Annotated in this window: 21 protein-coding genes; 15 read left to right on the top strand and 6 right to left on the bottom strand. The window is 58.4% G+C overall.

Translation table 11 applies throughout. The annotated features are described in order from the left end of the window. Nucleotides 1-3: 3 nt before the first annotated feature. Nucleotides 4-723, bottom strand: coding sequence for an ABC transporter ATP-binding protein (locus K787_RS0101840; protein ID WP_022961078.1), 720 nt, complete (start codon nt 721-723; stop codon nt 4-6). Nucleotides 724-832: 109 nt separating this feature from the next. Between K787_RS0101840 and K787_RS0101835 the strand changes: the two genes are divergently transcribed. After that, entirely contained in the window at nt 833-1144 is a 312-nt protein-coding gene (locus K787_RS0101835) for a YqfO family protein (RefSeq protein WP_022961077.1), read from the top strand. 266 nt (nt 1145-1410) lie between these two features. On the opposite strand, the gene K787_RS0101830 is transcribed toward K787_RS0101835, so the two are convergent. From K787_RS0101830 to K787_RS0101820, 3 genes are all read right to left on the bottom strand, one after another. Beyond that, on the bottom strand, nt 1411-2412 hold the full coding sequence (locus tag K787_RS0101830) for a cytochrome-c peroxidase (protein WP_022961076.1): 1002 nt from the start codon (nt 2410-2412) through the stop codon (nt 1411-1413). Nucleotides 2413-2514: 102 nt separating this feature from the next. Beyond that, nucleotides 2515-2970, bottom strand: a complete 456-nt coding sequence (locus K787_RS0101825) for a L,D-transpeptidase family protein (RefSeq protein ID WP_306360182.1) — start codon at nt 2968-2970, stop codon at nt 2515-2517. Nucleotides 2971-3008: 38 nt separating this feature from the next. Further along, nucleotides 3009-3566: an NUDIX hydrolase gene (locus tag K787_RS0101820; protein WP_022961074.1), complete on the bottom strand. Its 558-nt coding sequence runs from the start codon at nt 3564-3566 to the stop codon at nt 3009-3011. Nucleotides 3567-3688: 122 nt separating this feature from the next. Here K787_RS0101820 and K787_RS0101815 point away from each other — a divergent pair, with 122 nt between their 5' ends. From K787_RS0101815 to K787_RS21885, 5 genes are read left to right on the top strand one after another with little or no spacing between them, the layout of a single operon-like run. Further along, nucleotides 3689-4297, top strand: coding sequence for an NUDIX hydrolase (locus tag K787_RS0101815; RefSeq protein ID WP_022961073.1), 609 nt, complete (start codon nt 3689-3691; stop codon nt 4295-4297). Further along, nucleotides 4294-4818: a gamma carbonic anhydrase family protein gene (locus K787_RS0101810; RefSeq protein ID WP_022961072.1), complete on the top strand. Its 525-nt coding sequence runs from the start codon at nt 4294-4296 to the stop codon at nt 4816-4818. The genes K787_RS0101815 and K787_RS0101810 overlap by 4 nt, the downstream gene beginning before the upstream one ends. Further along, nucleotides 4818-5018: a DUF1289 domain-containing protein gene (locus tag K787_RS0101805; protein WP_022961071.1), complete on the top strand. Its 201-nt coding sequence runs from the start codon at nt 4818-4820 to the stop codon at nt 5016-5018. Before K787_RS0101810 ends, K787_RS0101805 begins: the two co-directional genes overlap by 1 nt. A gap of 11 nt (nt 5019-5029) precedes the next feature. Next, the gene (gene purT / locus K787_RS0101800) at nt 5030-6211 is read left to right on the top strand and encodes a formate-dependent phosphoribosylglycinamide formyltransferase (protein ID WP_022961070.1); all 1182 of its coding nucleotides are present in this window, start codon (nt 5030-5032) and stop codon (nt 6209-6211) included. A 35-nt stretch (nt 6212-6246) separates the two neighbouring features. Next, nucleotides 6247-6975, top strand: a complete 729-nt coding sequence (locus K787_RS21885; protein ID WP_022961069.1) for an SGNH/GDSL hydrolase family protein — start codon at nt 6247-6249, stop codon at nt 6973-6975. Here the strand turns inward: K787_RS21885 and K787_RS0101790 are convergent. Together K787_RS0101790 and K787_RS0101785 are read right to left on the bottom strand one after the other, a co-directional pair. Continuing rightward, nucleotides 6924-8237 (bottom strand): HlyC/CorC family transporter, encoded by a 1314-nt coding sequence (locus K787_RS0101790; RefSeq protein WP_022961068.1) that lies wholly within the window; start codon nt 8235-8237, stop codon nt 6924-6926. The genes K787_RS21885 and K787_RS0101790 overlap by 52 nt on opposite strands. A gap of 58 nt (nt 8238-8295) precedes the next feature. Continuing rightward, nucleotides 8296-9096 carry a cytochrome C assembly family protein gene (locus K787_RS0101785; protein ID WP_022961067.1) on the bottom strand — a complete coding sequence of 267 codons (801 nt, stop codon included), beginning with the start codon at nt 9094-9096 and terminating at the stop codon, nt 8296-8298. 160 nt (nt 9097-9256) lie between these two features. Between K787_RS0101785 and ffh the strand changes: the two genes are divergently transcribed. From ffh to thrC, 9 genes are all read left to right on the top strand, one after another. Further along, a complete protein-coding gene (gene ffh, locus K787_RS0101780; RefSeq protein ID WP_022961066.1) occupies nt 9257-10657 on the top strand; it encodes a signal recognition particle protein in 1401 nt (466 codons plus the stop codon). A gap of 167 nt (nt 10658-10824) precedes the next feature. Next, nucleotides 10825-11073, top strand: a complete 249-nt coding sequence (rpsP, locus tag K787_RS0101775; RefSeq protein ID WP_022961065.1) for a 30S ribosomal protein S16 — start codon at nt 10825-10827, stop codon at nt 11071-11073. Between the two features lies 1 nt (nt 11074). Further along, nucleotides 11075-11617, top strand: a complete 543-nt coding sequence (gene rimM, locus K787_RS0101770; protein ID WP_022961064.1) for a ribosome maturation factor RimM — start codon at nt 11075-11077, stop codon at nt 11615-11617. A gap of 3 nt (nt 11618-11620) precedes the next feature. Beyond that, a complete protein-coding gene (gene trmD, locus K787_RS0101765; protein ID WP_022961063.1) occupies nt 11621-12370 on the top strand; it encodes a tRNA (guanosine(37)-N1)-methyltransferase TrmD in 750 nt (249 codons plus the stop codon). A 32-nt stretch (nt 12371-12402) separates the two neighbouring features. Next, nucleotides 12403-12750, top strand: a complete 348-nt coding sequence (rplS, locus tag K787_RS0101760) for a 50S ribosomal protein L19 (RefSeq protein ID WP_022961062.1) — start codon at nt 12403-12405, stop codon at nt 12748-12750. 123 nt (nt 12751-12873) lie between these two features. Continuing rightward, the gene (xerD, locus tag K787_RS0101755) at nt 12874-13785 is read left to right on the top strand and encodes a site-specific tyrosine recombinase XerD (RefSeq protein ID WP_052185293.1); all 912 of its coding nucleotides are present in this window, start codon (nt 12874-12876) and stop codon (nt 13783-13785) included. A gap of 46 nt (nt 13786-13831) precedes the next feature. Further along, entirely contained in the window at nt 13832-14551 is a 720-nt protein-coding gene (locus K787_RS0101750; RefSeq protein WP_022961060.1) for a thioredoxin fold domain-containing protein, read from the top strand. Between the two features lie 56 nt (nt 14552-14607). Continuing rightward, the gene (locus tag K787_RS0101745; protein ID WP_022961059.1) at nt 14608-15912 is read left to right on the top strand and encodes a homoserine dehydrogenase; all 1305 of its coding nucleotides are present in this window, start codon (nt 14608-14610) and stop codon (nt 15910-15912) included. A 103-nt stretch (nt 15913-16015) separates the two neighbouring features. Continuing rightward, the gene (thrC, locus tag K787_RS0101740) at nt 16016-17425 is read left to right on the top strand and encodes a threonine synthase (RefSeq protein WP_022961058.1); all 1410 of its coding nucleotides are present in this window, start codon (nt 16016-16018) and stop codon (nt 17423-17425) included. Nucleotides 17426-17487: the final 62 nt, after the last annotated feature.

Genomic DNA, 17487 nt, shown 5'->3' with positions numbered 1-17487 from the left:
GCGTTACCAGCTCAGGGTGCGTGGGTCTTGCCGCGTGGAATTACGGTATTCGCCACTGATCATGCCGTCAGACAGGGTGATTACCCGGTCTGCCATCTGTGCAATGGATGCGTTGTGGGTGATGATGACGGTAGTTGTTCCCGTCTCTCTATTGGCGGCATCCAGGGCTGCCAGTACCAAGGTGCCGGTGGCAGAGTCCAGAGCGCCTGTGGGCTCGTCGCAGAGCAGCACCTGGGGGCGTTTGGCAATGGCCCGGGCGATGGCCACTCGCTGTTGTTCTCCGCCTGAAAGCTGTGCTGGAAAGTGGTCCATTCTGTGCGCCAAGCCTACCAGCTCCAGCGCTGCTTCTGGACGCATGGGGTTGCGCGCGATTTCGGTGACGGCGATCACGTTTTCCCGCGCAGTCAGGCTGGGTATCAAGTTATAGAACTGGAACACGAAACCGACGTAATCCCGTCGGTAACGCGTCAGCTCACGGTCCCCGGCCTGAGTCAGGTCGATATCCTGGTATTGCACTTCGCCACTGGTTGGCACGTCGAGCCCACCAAGGATGTTCAGCAGGGTGGATTTGCCGGATCCGGATGCGCCGAGCATCACGATCAGTTCGCCATCAAACAGGTCCAGATCTACACCGCGCAAAGCAAACACCTCAACCTCTCCCTGGCGGTAGGTTTTGGTCAGGCCCGCAGTATGGAACACTGGCCGATTGGGTGTAACAGGCATTGGTATGGCCTCCGCTTCAGCGGGATGCGTTGTTGTCGTTATACGATAGCCGTCTGTAGGATTCGGGCGTAGCTTGAATAGCCTTGAGATGCTCGCTAAAGGAGGGCGTATGTACAAACTGTGTTTTTATGTGCCGGAATCGCATCTGGAAGTGGTGAAACAGTCGATATTTGAAACGGGTGCAGGGTGCATCGGCGGCTACGACCAGTGTTGCTGGCAGACAAAGGGGCAGGGGCAGTTTCGGCCATTGCCAGGAAGTCAGCCGTTTATAGGCCGGCAGGGCGCGCTTGAGACTGTTGCGGAGTATCGGGTGGAGATGGTCTGTGCCGACGAGCGGATCCGCGCGGCGGTGGCGGCACTGCGGCTCGCTCACCCTTATGAGGAGCCGGCTTTTGACTGCTGGTTGTTGGCGGAGTTTTGATAATCGGTGCGTAGGCATAGCGCTCCCATGTCACTTTCCCCATCCTAACCCCGCGCTAGCCTAGTCCAGACCTCACCTAGCGCCGTTCTAACCTCGACCGAACCCCGTTCTAACCTCGTCATTCTCGCGAAGGCGGGAATCCATGTAGTCTTTCGGGTTCACTCGGCGTTAGTTAAAAGTACCACCCCATGGATCCCCGCGTTCGCAGGAATAACGATGGGGCGGTGGTGCAGGCGTTCCGGCGGTTTGGCAGTGGGTTGGGCACATCACTCCTTGGCAAACGGCACCGGTACGGGTGTGTCGTTGTTCGACGGTGGCAACTGCGGAATGCTGAAATCGGGCTGATCGCCAGTCAGGGTCTTGAGGAAGGCGGTCATGTTGTCGATATCCTGTTTTTCCAGCTCGCGGCCCAGTTGCAGACGCGCCATCAGGTCCACGGCCTCTTCCAGTTTCCAGTACGCACCATCGTGGAAGTAGGGGTAGGTCAGCTCAACGTTGCGCAGGGTTGGCACTTTGAACGAAAAGCGGTCGGCGTCTTTGCCGGTCACGGCCACGCGGCCTTCGGCGGGGTTGTCGGTGATGTAGGGCTCCACTACGCCCATGCGCTGGAAGGATGTGCCGCCCACAGCTGGTCCATTGTGGCAAGCGGTGCAGCCTATATTCTTGAAGGTCTGATAACCTTCCAGTTCGGCCTGGGTCAGCGCTTCATCATCGCCCTTGAGCCACTGGTCGAAGCGCGAGTTGGGGGTGACCAGGGTCTCTTCAAAGGCGGCGATCGCGTCGGTCACCCGGTCAAGGTCGATCTCGTCACTGCCGTAGATGTCAGCAAACTCCTGCCGGTACTGCGGTATGGAGCGTAAAACATCCAGCGCCAGTACGTGGGTCGAGGCCATTTCCATCGGGTTGCTGATGGGCCCTGCTGCCTGCTCTTGGAGGGTCGCTGCGCGGCCATCCCAGAACTGGGCGACGTTCATGCTGGAGTTGAGTACGGTTGGTGAGTTGATCGGCCCTTCCTGCCAGTTGTGACCGATCGAGGTAGACAGGTTGTCGCTACCGCCCATGCTCAGGTTGTGGCAGGAGTTACAGGAGATAAAGCCGGAGCGTGACAGGCGTGGGTCGAAGAAGAGCTTCTTGCCCAGTTCGATCTTTTCCGGCTCATCAAAGCTGGCGGGCTCAATCGGTTGAATGGGTTCGCTGGTCAAACGCTCGGCCTGCAGCGGGGTGCACAGGCCGCCAGCCAGTAGTAAGCATAGCAATCGCTTGTTCATGATCATTTCCTTGGGTCACTGAGTGGGCAATGCATGGCTTGCCGGGCAAACTCGTTTTAACAGCAGTGTGCCGGAGTGACTCAAGGAGGCAGTTGACTCAGATCAAGGGATGATCTCGACCAGCGTGCCGTCCGGCACCAGGTCCCAGAGGGCGCGCATATCGGCGTTGTTCAGCGCGATGCAGCCGTTGGTCCAATCCAACCCTTTGAAAAACCACTCGGGATACTCTTCATCAATAGGGGTGCCGTGGATCATGATCATGCCACCGGGATCAACGCCCCGTTTATAGGCGGCGGCAAGGTCTTTCAGGTTGGGGTAGTCCAGGTGCAGGCTGAGGTTGAACTGTGGGCTCTCGTGGCGCCAATCGATGCTGTAGATGCCCTCGGGCGTGCGCTGGTCGCCTTGCTGCTGTTTATGGCCGAGCGGCTGACGCCCCAGGGAGATCCGATACTGCTTGATCACTTGGCCGGCACTGATGACCTCCAGCCGCCGCTCGGCCTTGTGAATCAGTAGTTTATCGATGGCCGGCGCGGCCTGGCTGGGGAACGCCGCCAACATTAACGCCAGCCACAGCACCTGTCGCAATAGATAGTGCATTAGCGAGGCTGGCGAGCCAGCGCCGGGTTGTAGCGAATATCCCGTACACGAATCGGAAAGTGCTGTTCCCGGCGGTCGCTGAAATACTGTTTCAGGGTCTTGCCGACGGTGGGGAAGGCCAGTTCGTCCCAGGGGATTTCCGTTTCGCTGAATAGGCGCACCTCCAGGCTTTCTTCGCCGACACCATAGGCCTGGTCGACCAGCTCGCCACGGAAGAACATGTACACTTGATTGATATGCGGCAGATTAAACAGCATGTAAAGCTCCTGGTCGCGCACCTTGGCTTGCGCCTCTTCCCAGGTCTCGCGTAGCGCCGCTTCCTCAGTGGTTTCGCCATTTTCCATGTAGCCCGCGGGCAGCGTCCAGAAGCCCCGGCGCGGTTCGATTGCACGGCGGCAGAGCAATACCTGCTGGCCATGGAATACCAGGCAACCGGCAACGATGCGCGGGTTTTGATAGTGGATGATGTCGCAATGGTTGCAGACGTAGCGCGTGCGGTTGTCGCCGCTGGGAATCTGCTCGGTCACCGCGTTGCCGCACTGGCTGCAAAACTTCATGATTTATAGCGTCTCATTCGGAAACCTGTTTTGCCCTATCTTGCGGCGCATTTGCCGGCTGGGCAACTGGTTCTAGGCAAGTGATCATGACATTATGCTTAAAAACCACAGAGGTACTCTGCATGCTGGATAAAATGCGCATGCGGGTTGGGGGACACAGTCCGCGACAGATCGAAACGCTGGGTATGCCAGAGGCGGGCGTGTTGATTCCGGTGACCTGCGTGCATGACCGCCCGGAGATCATTCTGACCCTGCGTTCGCAGCGCATGTCTACCCACTCCGGCGAGGTTGCCTTCCCGGGCGGTCGTCGTGACCCGGGTGATGTGGATTTGCGTTACACCGCATTGCGCGAGACGCATGAGGAAATCGGCCTGGAACCGGACCGGGTCGATGTAATTGGTCCGATGGGTTCGCTGGTATCCCGTTATGGCATCAAGGTGACCCCCTATGTTGGCATCGTTCCGGATGTGTTCGAGATTGTCCCCAGCAGCGCCGAGATAGATGCGGTATTTCGTGTGCCGGTGCAGTTTTTTATGGAAGACCGGCGTGAAATGACCCACCGGATCGATTACGAAGGACGCAGCTGGTACGTCCCCAGTTACCGTTATGAAGGCCATAAGATTTGGGGGCTGACGGCCCTGATGCTGGTTGAGTTTATGAATGTCGCCTTCGATGCCGACATCCCCCTGCACACCCCCTATGACGAAGATCGCAAACAGGAGCGCAGATGAAGTACAGCCTGGGTAATGACCGTGTGGAAATGGCCGATGACGCCTGGATTGCCGATACGGCAGCCGTGATTGGCAAGGTGCGCCTGGAACAGGGCGCGAATGTCTGGTTTGGCGCGGTGCTGCGCGGCGATATGGAGCTGATCCTGATCGGCGAGCACAGCAACGTGCAGGACGGCGCGGTGATGCATACCGATGCCGGCTTTCCGCTGACACTGGGCAAAGGGGTGACGGTAGGCCACAACGCCATGCTGCACGGCTGTAGCGTGGGCGATTACAGCCTTATCGGCATCAACGCTGTGGTGCTCAATGGCGCGAAAATCGGCAAGCACTGCATCATCGGCGCCAATGCGCTGGTGCCCGAGGGCAAGGAAATCCCTGATGGTTCTTTGGTAGTCGGCTCACCGGGCAAGGTGGTGCGCGAACTGACCGAGCCGCAGAAGAAGATGCTTGAGGCCAGTGCTGCGCATTACGTGCATAACGCCCAGCGCTATCGCCGTGACCTGCAGGTGCAGGAAGATTGATGCAGCAGGCTGCGGTCAAGTCGCCCTGTGTTGGCGTCTGCGCGCTGGATGAGCAAAACCTGTGCACAGGTTGCCAGCGCAGCGGCGAGGAAATAACACTGTGGGGGCGCATGAGTGATGCCCAGCGCCGTGAGGTGCTGTTACTCTGTGAGACCCGAGCCAGAGCCCAGGGCCTGTGGTTCAGCGCACCCATCAGCTAAGGACGTATCGCATGGCCAAAATTGGAACACCTAACGCCGAGAATGCTACCCGAGTAATGTTGCTGGGAGCCGGTGAGCTGGGCAAGGAGCTGGTGATTGAACTGCAACGATTGGGCTGTGAAACCATTGCCGTGGATCGCTACGAAAACGCGCCAGCGATGCAGGTTGCCCATCGTCGGCATGTGATTAATATGCTCGACGGCAAGCAATTGCGTGAGGTGATCGAGGCCGAACAGCCGGATTATATCGTGCCGGAAATTGAAGCCATCGCCACCCAGACGCTGGTCGAGATGGAGAGCGAAGGCTATAAGGTGATCCCCAACGCTCGGGCGGCCTGGCTGACCATGGATCGCGAGGGCATTCGCCGGCTGGCTGCTGAAGAATTGAATCTGCCGACCTCGGCCTTCCGTTTTGCCGATACCTATGAAGAGTACGCGGCCGCAGTGGTGACAGTCGGCTTGCCGTGCGTTATCAAGCCGGTTATGAGTTCTTCCGGCAAGGGCCAATCGTTGCTGCGCCGTCAGGAAGAATTGCAGGCGGCCTGGGATTACGCGCAATCCGGTGGCCGCGCCGGCGAAGGGCGCATTATTGTTGAAGGCTTCGTTGATTTTGATTATGAAATCACGCTACTCACCGTTCGGCATATTGACGGCACGAGTTTTTGTGAGCCTATCGGGCATCGTCAGGAGGGCGGTGACTATCAGGAATCCTGGCAGCCGCAGGCCATGAGCGAGGCGGCGCTGGCAGAAGCGCAACGCATCGCTCTGGCAGTGACCGACGCCCTGGGCGGTCGTGGTCTGTTTGGTGTGGAGCTGTTTATCAAGGGTGATGAAGTGTGGTTCAGTGAAGTCTCGCCCCGCCCGCATGATACCGGTATGGTCACGCTAATCTCACAGGATCTGTCTGAGTTTGCCCTGCATGCGCGGGCGATTCTCGGCTTGCCGATTCCGGCCGTTCGCCAGTTGGGGCCCTCCGCTTCGGCGGTGATCATGGTGCAAGGCGAGTCTGCCGCTGTCAGCTATGGCAATCTGCACAAGAGCCTGGCAGAAACCGATACGCAGCTGCGGTTATTCGGCAAGCCGGACGTGGAAGGGCAGCGACGCATGGGTGTAGCGCTGGCGCGGGATGAAAATATTGAAGCCGCGCGCGAGAAAGCCCTGCGTGTAGCTAATGGCGTGGAGATCACGCTCTGAGTGGTTGGTGGTATCTGCTGGCGCCTGCGCTGCCGTTGCTCCTACCGCAGGCCTTCTGGGTCAAGAAGACCGCGATACGCCTGCCGGATGCCGCCGCTCCATGGCGCGGAAGTTGCTCTCCCGCCGGTTGCTCTTCGTCCTCTTCTTACGCTGCGTTGCGCTTGCTGGTGATCGGTGAGTCCACCGTGGCTGGCGTCGGTGTTGATACTCAGCAACAGGCGCTTTGCGGTCAGCTTGCCGAGCAGCTAGCGGCTACCTGGTCGCGGCCTGTCAGTTGGCAAGCCTGTGGGCGTAACGGTGCTACTGCGGCGGATTGTTGTCAGGAGTTGGTGCCGACGCTCGAAGATCAGTGCTGGGATGTGGTGGTGATTGTGTTGGGCGTCAACGATACCACGCACCTGACGCCACGCTGGCGCTGGCGGCGAGCGTTACGTCAGTTGATTGATTATTTTGTGGGCAAGGCAGGCCAGGTATTGCTGACGGCAGTGCCGCCGCTCGGGCAGTTCCGCGCGTTGCCACAGCCTTTGCGTGGCTGGTTCGGTTTGCGTGCGGGGTTGCTTGATCGGGATCTGCAGCGATGCTGTGCGCGCCGGGGGGCGCTACATGTACCGATGGCGCTGACTTTCGAAGCGCATTATCTGGCGCGAGACGGTTATCACCCATCGGCCGCCGGCTATCAGCTCTGGGCGGCTGGAATTCTGGCCTGCCTGATTCAGTCTGGATGGTCTGCCTTGGATGAGGCGTCGTCTTGTTCTTCTACATGACCGTCCAGGGCTTTATCCCAGATGCGCACGCTCTTGACCATGTTGTCTTTGGTCTGCAGGATTTCCATGCGATAGCGGCCAATAGTCAGGCAGACGCTGGTCTCCGGGATGCTTTCCAGTTGCTCGGTAATCAGCCCGTTCAGTGTTTTTGGTCCGTCTGCGGGTAATTTCCATTTCAACTGGCGGTTGATAGCGCGGATGGCGCTCCCACCTTCAATCACTACAGTGCCGTCGTCCTGCGGGTGAATGTCCTGGCTGGGCAACAGCATATCGGTAGTGAACTCGCCAACGATCTCTTCAAGAATATCTTCCAGGGTGACCAGGCCGATCACGTCGCCATACTCGTCGACCACAATGGCAATACGCCGCTTCTGCTTCTGGAAATTGAACAACTGCGTGTGCAATGGGGTGCTTTCCGGTACGAAGTAGGGTTCCTTGCAGGCGTTGATCAGCGCGTCCTTGGTCAGCTCGCCGCGGCTCAGCAGGCGGGCGATGGAGCGCATATGAACGATGCCGGTGACGTTGTTGATATCGCCCTGGAACACCGGCAGGCGGGTGTGATGGCAGGTGCGCAACTGGTTGTTGATGGTGTTGAGGTTATCGTCAAGGTCAATACCCACTGCTTCGTTGCGCGGAACCATGATGTCGTTGACGGTCATTTTTTCCAGGTCGAGGATACCCAGCAGCATATTCTGGCGGCTGCGGGTCATGCCCAGGCCCGCCTCACGCACCACGGTACGCAGCTCCTCGGTGCTCAACTGGTCGCCATTGGTGTCGCTGGTGTTCACGCCGATCAATTTGAGCAGCATGTTGCTGATGGCGCCGCAGATCCATACCACAGGATAAAGCAGCGTTTGCAGGACCTTTAGTACGAGGCTGACGGGAAAGGCAATCAGCTCGGGGCGCAACGCCGCCAGCGTTTTGGGTGTGATTTCGCCGAAGATCAGAATGACGATGGTCAGGCTGATGGTGGCAATGGCGATGCCGGCTTCGCCCCAGATCTGCGTGGCGATCACCGTGGCAATGGAAGCGGCAAGAATATTGACGATATTGTTGCCGACCAGAATGGTGCCCAGCAGCCGATCCGGGCGCTCAAGCAATTTGGAGGCGCGCCGGGCCCCTTTATGACCCTCTTTGGTCAGGTGCTTCAACCGATAACGGTTGAGGCTCATCATGCTGGTTTCGGAGCTGGAGAAGAACGCCGAGAGCACGATCAATAGGGCCAGTATCATCAACAGAAAACTGGTATGCGCGTCGTTCAAGTGGCTACCTCAATAGCTGGGGGAAGGGTGCGCAGTTGGGCTGCATCACTGGATTTCATTAATAGGGCAGCAGGAATTCACGAACCAACTTGCTGCCGAAGTAAGCCAGTGCTAGCAGCAGGAAGCCTGCCAGAGTCCAGCGAATCGCGTTGCTGCCCCGCCAGCCGCGGAAATGGCGGCCCCACAGCAGGATGCCGAAGACCACCCAGGCTACGCAGGACAGGAAGGTTTTGTGCGCCACGCCCTGGGCAAACATATTGTCCAGGAAAAGAAAGCCGGAGATCAGCGCCAGTGTCAGCAAAATTTCGCCGCACAGCAGGAATTGGAACAGTAGGCGTTCCATAGTCTGCAGTGGCGGGAAGGTGCGGATGAAGCGGGTCGGGTGTTTGTGCTTGAGCTGGTAATTCTGAATAGCCAACAGGCTGGCCTGAAAGGCAGCGATGGTCAAAATGCCGTAAGCGAGTATCGACAGCAGCACGTGGACGACCAGAACGCCTTCGGCGGGAACTAGCGTGGTGCCGTGACTGGGAAACAGCCAGGCCAGCAGCCCGGTAACCAGCGCAAGCGGGAACAGGCCCAGCAGTAGGCTGGTGACGGGCACTTTAAAACTCGACAGCAGCGTGATGGCGATGACCAGCCAGGCTATCAGGGACGCGGTGTTGAACAGCCCGAGGGACAAGCCTTCCGGCGTGAATAGCTGCACATAAAGGCTGCCTGCATGGGCCAGTAGCGCAACCATGCCGATGGCGCGCAGCAGATTGATATTGACGGCCAGGCGCTTGCCCATGCAACGCAACTGATAAAAGCTGCCGCCCAGATAAAGGATGGCGGCCAGCAAACTGGGGGTAAGGGCTGTCATACGTCCCTGCGGGTGAGAATCAGTAAAGCCGAAGTGTGGCACAAGCTGCGCTGCGGTTAAAGCGCTTCCCTGTCATCCGTTGGGTGCGCAGGGTATACTCCTGCGCTTGATTGCTTCACTCCGTCGATTCGGGGTTACAGGAAGCCTAGGAGACTGACTGATGTTCGACAATCTTACCGAACGCCTCACGCACAGCCTGCAAGGTGTGACGGGTCGCGCCAAACTTACTGAAGACAACATTAAAGATACCCTGCGCGAAGTGCGTATGGCTCTGCTTGAAGCCGATGTTGCGTTGCCCGTGGTCAAGGCTTTTGTTGACCAGGTGCGTGACCGTGCCGTGGGCCAGGAAGTCTCCCGCAGTCTGTCGCCGGGGCAGGTGTTCGTTAAGATCATCAAGGCAGAGTTGGAAGCCGTCATGGGTGAGGCTGTCGGCCTTAATCTGGCGGTTACTCCGCCGGCGGTGATTCTGATGGCGGGTTTGCAAGGCGCGGGTAAGACCACCTCTGTAGCGAAGCTGGCAAAGCACCTGCGTGAACGCCAGAAGAAGAAGGTCATGGTGGTCAGTGCCGACGTCTATCGTCCGGCGGCCATCAAACAGCTGGAAACGCTGGCCAAGGAAGTGGATGTTACTTTCTTCCCGTCCGATGCCGGGCAGAAACCGATAGCCATTGTTGAGGCGGCGATGCGCGAAGCGCGCAGCCGCTTTATGGATGTGCTGATTATCGATACCGCCGGTCGTCTGGCTATCGATGCTGACATGATGGACGAGATTCGCGCGGTGCATGCTGCTGCCAAGCCGTCTGAAACTCTGTTCGTGGTCGATGCTATGACCGGTCAGGATGCGGCCAATACCGCCCAGGCCTTTAACGAGGCATTGCCGCTGACGGGTGTGATTCTGACCAAGGTCGACGGCGACGCCCGTGGTGGTGCGGCGCTGTCGGTGCGGCATATCACCGGCAAGCCGATCAAATTCCTCGGCATGGGTGAGAAGACCGATGCGCTGGAAGCCTTCCATCCCGACCGGATCGCCTCGCGCATCCTCGGCATGGGGGACGTGCTCAGCCTGATCGAGCAGGCCGAACACAAGCTCGACAAGGACAAGGCCGAGAAGCTGGCCAAGAAGCTCAAGAAGGGCAAGGGCTTCGATCTCGAGGACTTCCGTGACCAGCTGCAGCAGATGCGCGGCATGGGCGGGTTGGGATCGATGATGGACAAACTGCCGATGATGGGCAAGATCAATCCGGCGCAAATGGAGAACGCCCAGACCCAGGCCGAGAAGCAGTTCAAGGTTATGGAGGCGATCATCAATTCCATGACGCCGAACGAGCGCCGCAACCCGGATATTATTAGCGGCTCGCGCAAGCGCCGCATTGCAGTAGGCTCGGGTACGCAAATTCAGGATATCGGGCGCGTCATCAAGCAGCACAAGCAGATGCAGAAGATGATGAAGAAGGTCAGCGGCAAGGGCGGTATGGCCAAGCTGATGCGCGGTATGGGTGGTATGGGCGGTGGCGGAGGCGGTGGTATGTTGCCTCCCGGCGGCGGTATGCCCAAATTCTAAGAGCGTGCTGTACAGCGCGTGAGCAAAAAACAGTTTTCAATGGCCGCGATATTCCGTAGAATACGCGACCTTTCGGGTATAAGGGTCTTTGCTGCGTCTTCGCTGCATGGTCTCACCGCCCGTAATGAATCAATGAGCGTTACTCAAATACAGGAAACGATGTCCACATGGTAACCATTCGTCTAGCTCGTGGTGGCTCCAAGAAGCGCCCCTTCTATCACCTGACTGTCGCCAACAGCCGTAACGCCCGTGACGGCCGTTTCGTTGAGCGCGTAGGTTTTTTCAACCCCGTTGCCAACGGTGCTGAAATCCGCCTGTCAGTTAACCAGGAGCGCGTTAGCTACTGGCTGAGCCAGGGTGCGCAGCCCTCTGAGCGTGTTGCTGCTCTGCTGAAGGAAAATCAGGCCGCTGCCTGATATGACCAGTCTGCCGGAGTCGAGCGGATCACCCTTGGTGGTCCTCGGCAAAATTGTATCGGTTCACGGCATTCGCGGCTCGGTGAAGGTGTATTCCGAAACTGACCCGCTGGATAACGTTCTGAACTATCCCAAATGGATACTCAGACGAGGTGTGGAGCAACGCACCGTTACCGTGCTTGAAGGTCGAGTGCAGAACCGGGTGTTAGTGGTTGCCCTTGAGGGGGTCAACGACCGAGACCAGGCGCTGGCGCTGGTGGATTACGAGATCTGTGTGGTGCGTGACGCCTTGCCGGATCTTGAACAGGGTGAGTTCTACTGGCATCAGTTGGAAGGTTTGCAGGTTGTAACCGTCGAAGGACAGTTGCTCGGTCGCATCGACCACCTGCTGGAAACCGGTTCCAATGATGTGATGGTGGTCAAGCCCTGTGAAGGCAGTCTGGATCAGCGTGAACGTTTGCTGCCCTATTTGCCGGATATGTATGTGAAGTCCATCGATCTGCAGGCAGGTGTGATGCAGGTGGATTGGGACCCGGAATTCTGACCGGTGTGGGCCGGAGTAGTGACGCTGTTCCCCGAGATGTTTGCCGCGTTGACCGAGTACGGTGTTACCGGTCGCGCCGTTAAGCGAGGGCAGTTAAGCGTCGAGTTCAGTAATCCGCGTGAGCATGCCCATGACCGTCATCGAACGGTCGACGATCGTCCCTTTGGGGGCGGACCGGGCATGCTGATGAAAGTTGAGCCGCTGCTGGAAGCCATTGAGGCTATCCGTCAGAAGGCACCTTCGCCGCCACGGGTGATCTACCTGTCACCCCAGGGCCAGCCGCTAACCCAGCAACGGGCGCAGGCGCTGGCCAAGATGGACAGCCTGGTGCTGTTATGTGGGCGCTATGAAGGCATTGACGAACGCATCATCGATATGTGCGTCGATGAAGAAATCTCCATCGGGGATTATGTGCTGTCTGGCGGTGAGCTGGGTGCCATGGTCGTCCTGGATGCGGTAACCCGGCTGATCCCCGGCGTGCTCGGGCATGCGGATTCAGCGGTAGAAGATTCATTTACGGAAGGGTGGCTGGATTGTCCGCATTACACCCGGCCGGAAGAGTTTGAAGAGCGGTGCGTACCGGAGGTGCTGCTCAGTGGTAATCACGAATTGATCCGGCGCTGGCGACTCAAGCAGTCCCTGGGCAGAACCTGGCAACGTCGGCCAGCATTGCTCAAGGATTTAACGCTGAGCAAAGAACAGCAGCAGCTGTTGGCGGAATTCATCCGCGAACAGGAAACCGATAACCATTGAGTCAAGTCCGACGGCTTGTGCAGGAGTTTGAAATGTCCAACATTATTGCCCAGATCGAAGCTGAGCAGATGAGCAAGAAGTTACCCGAGTTCGCTCCGGGTGACACAGTGATCGTTCAGGTTAAAGTGAAGGAAGGCGATCGTTCGCGTCTGCAGGCCTTTGAAGGCGTGGTTATCGGTAAGCGCAACCGGGGTCTGAACTCCGCGTTCACCGTACGCAAGATCTCCAGCGGTGTAGGCGTTGAGCGTACCTTCCAGAGCTACTCGCCGCTAATCGACAGCCTGACCGTCAAGCGTCGTGGTGATGTACGTAAAGCCAAGCTTTACTATCTGCGTGCCCTGTCTGGTCGCGCTGCACGTATCAAGGAAAAGCTGGGCTGATCAGCTCGCTTTCTGGTACAAGAAAAGGCAGCCTTCGGGCTGCTTTTTTATTGTCCGACGTTCCGCCCAGCTCTAGTGCGCCCGACCCTCAGCAGTGCAGGATTCTGACCCATGCAGCACCCCATGCCCAAAGCCAGTATCAGTGACGCCGAGCAGCGCGTCGTCGCAGGCTATGTTGATAGCTTGTGGCTTGAGCGGGGTCTGGCGCGGCCGACACTGGAAGCTTACCGCACTGATCTGGAGCATCTGGCCAGTTGGCTGGCTGCGCGCGGCGGGGGCTTGCTTAGTGCCAGCCGCGCCGATTTGATGGAGCATCTGGGCTGGCGCATCGGGCAGGGTTACCAGGCACGCTCTACTGCACGGTTATTGTCTTGCGTGCGCGGGTTTTATCGGCATGCGTTGCGCCAGAACCTGATCAGCGAAGATCCGACTCTGGATATAGCCCTGCCCAAGCTCGGCCGCCCGTTGCCCAAGTCGCTCAGCGAGGCGGATGTAGAGGCGCTGCTTGCTGCGCCGGACCCTGAAGACAGTCTTGGCTTGCGTGATCGCTGCATGCTGGAAGTGCTCTATGCCTGCGGTTTGCGCGTCAGCGAGCTGACCGGGCTGCGGTTGGATCAGTTGAATCTGCGCCAGGGCGTCGTGCGTGTAACCGGCAAGGGCAGCAAGGAGCGGCTGGTGCCGCTGGGTGAAGAGGCGATCGTCTGGTTGCAACGCTATTTGCAGGCCGGGCGTGCACCGTTGTTGAGCGGGCAACCTAGCGATGTGTTGTTCCCCAGCCGTCAGGGCCGGGAAATGACCCGCCAGACGTTTTGGCATAGGATCAAGCTGCATGCGAGTCAGGCCGGCATACGCACGCCGTTATCCCCGCATACCCTGCGGCATGCTTTCGCCACGCATTTACTCAATCATGGAGCGGACCTGCGCGTGGTGCAGATGCTGCTTGGCCATAGCGATCTGTCTACCACGCAGATCTATACCCATGTGGCCCGCCAACGCCTGCGTGATCTGCACGCAAGCCATCATCCGCGTGGGTGAGCGGGATCTTTCATGCTAAGCTTGTCGGCCGTAAAGAGGACCTGATATGCGACTGAAACTGATAGCAGCTTCGTTGTTTGCGTTGACCGCCACGGCAGTACTCGCCGAGCCGGCAGATGCCATTCGTGCCAGCCTGAGCAAGCTGGACCTGCCGGTAGCCATCAAGGCGATTTCCGAGTCGCCGATGAGCGGTGTGTACCAGGTGCAGCTCGACAGCGGTCGTATTCTGTATGCCAGTGCTGATGGGCAGTTTCTGATCCAGGGGGCACTCTATGATCTGAGTGCCGAGCAACCGCGCAACCTGACGGTTGCGGCTGAATCCGCGGGTATCGGTGAGGTCATCAATGCCCTGCCGAAGGAAAAGCTGGTGGTGTTTGCGCCGAAAAATCCGAAAACCCACGTGACCATTTTCACCGATGTGGATTGTGGGTATTGCAGGCTCCTGCACAGCGAAGTGGATGAGCTGAACAGCCTGGGCATCGAGGTGCGTTATGCGGCATTTCCGCGTAGTGGCCCTGGCCAGGCTTCTGCCAAGATCATGGAGTCAATCTGGTGTGCTGAAGACCCTCAGAATGCGATGACCGAAGCCAAGCTGGGCAACAAGATTGAAACCCTGACCTGTGATAACCCGGTCAATGAGCAGTTTGCACTGGGTCAGCAAGTCGGTGTGCAGGGCACGCCGGCGATCTTTATGGCCAATGGCGTACTGGTGCCAGGTTACAAGCCCGCCGCGCAGTTGGCGGCCGAAGCCTTGGCGAATCAGTAAGCGTTAGACAACACACTATTTCTTAACCAACATGCGATCCAAATGGGGGCCTTAGTTTGAAACCGGTCAAAGTGGGAATCTGTGGTTTGGGCACCGTCGGTGGCGGCACATTCAATGTCTTGCAGCGCAATGCCGTGGAAATTGCCCGGCGTGCCGGGCGTGATATTGAGGTGGCGCAGATAGCCGCCCGGCATTTGAACCCGGCCTGCAATCTGGGTGCCACGCCAGTGACAAAGGATGTCTTCGAGGTCGTAAATAATCCCGAGATCGATATCGTCATCGAGCTGATCGGTGGCTACGGTGTTGCGCGGGAAGTGGTCTTGCAGGCTATTGCCAATGGCAAGCATGTGGTTACCGCCAACAAGGCGTTGATTGCTGTGCACGGCAACGAGATCTTCGCTGCGGCGAGCGAGAAAGGCGTAATGGTCGCCTTTGAGGCCTCGGTGGCCGGCGGCATCCCGATTATCAAGGCGGTGCGTGAAGGCCTGGCGGCGAACCAGATTGATTGGGTCGCGGGGATTATCAACGGCACTGGTAACTTCATTCTGACCGAAATGCGGGACAAGGGTCGTACCTTCGATGACGTGCTGGCCGAAGCTCAGGCGCTCGGTTATGCCGAAGCTGACCCAACCTTTGACGTGGAAGGTATCGATGCTGCGCACAAGCTGACGATTCTGGCTTCCATCGCCTTTGGTATTCCGTTGCAGTTCGACAAGGCCTATACCGAGGGCATCAGCAAGCTGACCACCTCGGACGTCAACTATGCCGAAGCCTTTGGTTATCGGATCAAGCACCTGGGCATCGCCCGGCGCACCGCAGCCGGTATCGAGCTGCGCGTGCACCCAACGCTGATTCCGGCCGACAAGCTGATTGCTAACGTTAACGGCGTGATGAATGCGGTCATGGTCAACGGCGACGCCGTCGGCTCAACGCTGTATTACGGTGCCGGTGCTGGCGCAGAGGCCACGGCCTCATCGATCGTCGCTGACATTATCGACGTGGTACGTACCCTGACCACTGATCCGAACAATCGCGTGCCGCATTTGGCCTTCCAGGCGCATTCGCTGTCCGATCTGCCGGTACTGCCGATGGGTGAAGTGGAAACTGCCTATTATTTGCGGATTCAGGCCAAGGATCGCCCAGGCGTGCTGGCCAAGGTCGCGAGCATTCTCTCTGAGCGTGGGATCAATATCGAATCGATCCTGCAAAAGGAAGCGGAAGAGCAGGACGGTCTGGTACCGATCATCATCATGACCCATCGCGTGCTCGAGCAGAAGATGAATGATGCCATCGACGCGCTAGAAGCGCTGGACGATATCGCCGGCCCGCTGATGCGGATCCGGGTTGAACAATTGAATTAACAGCAGCAGGCAACAAGCGGCAAGCGGCAAACGCTCCGGAGTATGACCGGTGGCTTGCTGCTCGAAGCTAGTGGTTTGCAGCTCACACCGAAGGTTTGCAAAGATGCGCTATATAAGCACCCGCGGCCAAGCACCGGCCTTGGATTTTGAAGATGTGTTGCTGGCCGGTCTGGCCACCGACGGCGGCCTCTATGTGCCGGAAAATTTGCCGCGCTTTACCCAGGAAGAAATTGCCTCCTGGGCCGGGCTGCCTTACCACGAGCTGGCTTTCAATGTGATGCGGCCGTTTGTGGCGGGGAGTATCAGCGATGCGGATTTTCGCCGGATTCTTGAAGAAACCTATGCGGTATTTCAGCATCAGGCGGTAGCGCCGCTGCGGCAGCTGGGTGCCAACGAATGGGTGCTGGAGCTGTTTCACGGCCCGACGCTGGCGTTCAAGGACTTTGCCCTGCAGCTGCTGGGTCGCTTGCTCGATCACTTCCTGATCAAGCGTGGCGAGCGCGTGGTAATCATGGGCGCGACCTCGGGTGATACCGGTTCAGCCGCGATCGAAGGCTGCAAGCACTGCGAGAATGTGGATATCTTTATTCTGCATCCGCACAACCGGGTGTCGGAAGTGCAGCGCCGGCAGATGACTACCATCATGGGCGACAATATTCACAATATTGCCATCGACGGCAACTTCGACGACTGCCAGGAAATGGTCAAGGACAGCTTTGCCGATCAGAGCTTTCTCAAGGGTACCCGGCTGGTCGCGGTCAACTCGATCAACTGGGCGCGGATCATGGCGCAGATCGTCTATTACTTCCATGCGGCGTTGCAGCTGGGTGGGCCTGCACGGTCCATGGCCTTCTCGGTGCCGACCGGTAACTTTGGTGATATTTTTGCCGGCTATCTGGCGCGTAACATGGGCTTGCCGATCAGCCAGTTGATCGTCGCGACCAACCGCAATGACATCCTGCACCGCTTTATGGGCGGCAATCAGTATGACAAGGACACGCTGCATGCGTCTTTGTCGCCGTCGATGGATATCATGGTGTCGTCCAATTTCGAGCGGTTGTTGTTCGATATGCACGGCCGCAACGGTCTGCGCATTGGTGAGTTGATGGCTACGTTCAAGGCAACCGGTAAGCTGAAGGTCGAGCAGGAGCGTTGGACCGAGACGCGCAAGCTGTTCGATTCACTGGCAGTGGATGACGAGGCGACCTGCGCGACTATCGCAGAAGTGTTCCGTGACTGTGGCGAGCTACTGGACCCGCACACGGCCATCGGTGTGCGCGCGGCGCGCGAGTGCCGTCGTTCTATGTCATTGCCGATGATCACGCTGGGTACCGCACACCCGGTGAAGTTTCCGGATGCGGTACTCAAGGCCAATGTCGGTGAGGCGCCGCACTTGCCTGCGCACCTGAGTGATTTGTTTGAACGCCAGGAGCGCTTCACCGTGCTGGCCAATGAGCTCAAGGCGGTGCAGTCTTTTGTTGCCGAACATGGGAACCGCGGCAAGCCTCTCTGATCTATAGTGGCGCCCGGCTAGGGGGGGGCGGCACTTCCCGTGGGGCCTCCGAGGAGTAGCGC

Source organism: Halopseudomonas pelagia CL-AP6 (genome assembly GCF_000410875.1).
In the GTDB taxonomy this organism is placed as follows: Bacteria; Pseudomonadota; Gammaproteobacteria; order Pseudomonadales; family Pseudomonadaceae; genus Halopseudomonas; species Halopseudomonas pelagia.
Note: the sequence above shows the minus strand (reverse complement) of the source record. Positions and strands in the feature narration are given on the sequence as shown.